The 2,339-nt window shown below is 66.7% G+C and carries 3 protein-coding genes and 1 pseudogene; 1 reads left to right on the top strand and 3 read right to left on the bottom strand.

Features of this window, described 5'->3' with window-relative positions; translation table 11 throughout:
• Positions 1-77: 77 nt before the first annotated feature.
• Positions 78-680 (bottom strand): recombination mediator RecR, encoded by a 603-nt coding sequence (gene recR / locus QZ281_RS03970; protein ID WP_201101011.1) that lies wholly within the window; start codon positions 678-680, stop codon positions 78-80.
• Positions 680-1,009 (bottom strand): YbaB/EbfC family nucleoid-associated protein, encoded by a 330-nt coding sequence (locus QZ281_RS03965; RefSeq protein WP_292224969.1) that lies wholly within the window; start codon positions 1,007-1,009, stop codon positions 680-682. The genes recR and QZ281_RS03965 overlap by 1 nt, the downstream gene beginning before the upstream one ends.
• 163 nt (positions 1,010-1,172) lie before the next feature.
• Between QZ281_RS03965 and QZ281_RS03960 the strand changes: the two genes are divergently transcribed.
• Complete coding sequence (locus QZ281_RS03960) at positions 1,173-1,787, top strand: malonic semialdehyde reductase (RefSeq protein ID WP_292224966.1); 615 nt, start codon at positions 1,173-1,175, stop codon at positions 1,785-1,787.
• 60 nt (positions 1,788-1,847) lie between these two features.
• On the opposite strand, the pseudogene QZ281_RS03955 reads toward QZ281_RS03960, so the two are convergent.
• Positions 1,848-2,339, bottom strand: a pseudogene (locus QZ281_RS03955) (DNA polymerase III subunit gamma/tau); the annotation flags it as partial.

Below are 2,339 nucleotides of genomic sequence, written 5' to 3'. Positions count from 1 at the left end.
CCGCCGCTGAAGCGCCAGCCCGTTCGACCGACAATCCAAGTCCGGCGCCCGCGGGTCAGACGCCCAACTGATCGACTTCAGGCGGGACGGCGCGCCCGCAGGGCCTGAACGATGGTGCCGTCGTCCAGCCAATCCAGTTCGCCGCCCACCGGCACGCCGCGCGCCAGAGACGTGACCTCAACCTCCGGCCCCGAAATCCGCTCGGCGACATAATGGGCCGTGGTCTGGCCGTCGACGGTCGCAGGCAGGGCCAGCACGACCTCGCGCACGCCGCCGCCCCGCACCCGCCCGACCAGTTCGGTGATGCGCAGATGCTCAGGCCCCACACCGTCCAGTGCGGACAGCAGGCCGCCCAGCACATGATATTTGCCACGAAACGCGCCGGACCGCTCCATGGCCCACAGGGCGCCAGCCTCCTCGACCACGCAGATCAGGCCGTTGTCGCGCGAACCGTCCGAACAGATGGCGCAAGGGTCGCGGGTGTCGGGCGCGCCGCACACCGAACAGGACACGACCTTTTCCGCCGTCTCGGCCAGAGACGCCGCCAGCGGCACCAGCAGTTGCTCGCGACGTTTCAGCAGGGCGAGGGCCGCACGTCGCGCAGACCGCGGGCCAAGCCCCGGCAGCTTGGCCAGCAGCGAGATGAGCCGTTCGATTTCCGGCCCGGCGGACGCAGCCATCAGAAGAGTTTCGGCATTCCGGGAATGTTCATCCCAGCCATCGGACCCGCCGCCTCACGCATCAGGGCGTTGTTCTGCTCATCCAGCTTGCGCTTGGCGTCAGCATGGGCGGCGACGATCAGGTCGGCCAGAATCTCGCCCTCGCCGGGCGTCAGCAGGCTGTCATCGATCTTGATCGCCGTGATCTCGCCCGGCCCCTTCAGGGACACCGAGACAAGCCCGCCGCCCGAGGAGCCCTCGGCAGAGGTTTCGGCCATCTTGGCCTGGGCGTCCTGCAGCTTTTGCTGCATCGCCTGAGCCTGCTGCATCAGTTGGGTAAGGTCTTTCATACCCCCTAGATAGGGCGAACGGCGCGCGCCGCACAGGGGGTTCGTTTCGTGGCGCTTCGTCGCGTATGGAAACGATGAATTGCCGGATTTGCACTTGCAGCAAATTTCAGAAGGCCTAATTAGCACCTGCACTCGTTGCTAATCTAATCAGGACGCCCTCCCAATGGCCTATGATGCCGTCACCCAACGCGACGCCCCGCTTTCGGACGCCGCCCTGTCGCAACTCTTCACTGAAGCCCGCACGCGCAACGCCTGGAGCGACCGCGCCGTCGCGCCGGAACTGCTGCACAAGCTATACGACCTGACAAAGTTCGGCCCCACGGCGGTCAACGCCACCCCGGCCCGCTTCCTGTTCCTCACCTCAGACGAGGCCAAGGCCCGTCTGTCGCCGCACATGAGCGAAGGCAACCGCGCCAAGACGCTGCAGGCGCCGGTAAACCTGATCATCGCCCAGGACATCGACTTCCACGAACATCTGGACACCCTGTTCCCGCATGCTCCGGGCGCCAAGGACTGGTTCGGTGAAGAAGCCGGTCGTCGCGAAACCGCCTTCCGCAACGCTTCGCTGCAAGGCGGATACCTGACCATCGCCGCCCGGGCCCTGGGCCTGGACGTCGGTCCGATGTCCGGTTTCGACGCCGCTGGCGTGAAGGCCGAGTTCTTCGCCGACAGCAATGTCGAGCCGAACTTCATCATCAACCTGGGCTATGGCACCGACGAGAACCTGTTCCCGCGCTCGCCGCGCCTGTCGTTCGATCAGGCGGCGAAAATCCTCTGAGGCAAACCGCCCTCCAGAAGATCAAAGGCCCCGGACGCTGGTCCGGGGCCTTTTGTCATTTCAGTCTTCGTCATCGCCCGCGTCGTCGGGGATTTCCGGGGTCACCACCGTGGGGGCGATCCGCTTGATCTCGCCCAGGGTCGCACCGGGGAAGGCCTTCAGCACCGCGACCACGAACGGATCGGCCTCGACCGCCGCACGCTCGGCCGCGCGGGCCTTTTTCTGTAATTCGATCAGGGTCTCGCCGCCCCCCTGACCATTGGCGGCGATCAGCCAGGTGCGGCCGGTCCATTCCTTCAACCGCCCGGCCAGCTTGCGCGCCAGTTCGATCGGCGCGCCCTCGACGCTTTCATAGACGATGGCGCCGGGCTTGAACGAGACGGGCTTCACGAACCGCTCGACATCCATCTGCAGGCCGATTTCGCGCTTCTCGCCGATCAGGGCCACGACCTGTTCAAAGCTTTGCGGGGCGGGCAAGGCGGCCTGGACCACCGGACGCGCGGCCAACTGGGCCGAGGCGCCGCCGCCCCCGCCGCCGCCGCCGCCGCGCGG

Origin of the sequence: Brevundimonas sp., from assembly GCF_018608325.1 — a bacterium.
Lineage (GTDB): Bacteria > Pseudomonadota > Alphaproteobacteria > Caulobacterales > Caulobacteraceae > Brevundimonas.
Note: the sequence above shows the minus strand (reverse complement) of the source record. Positions and strands in the feature narration are given on the sequence as shown.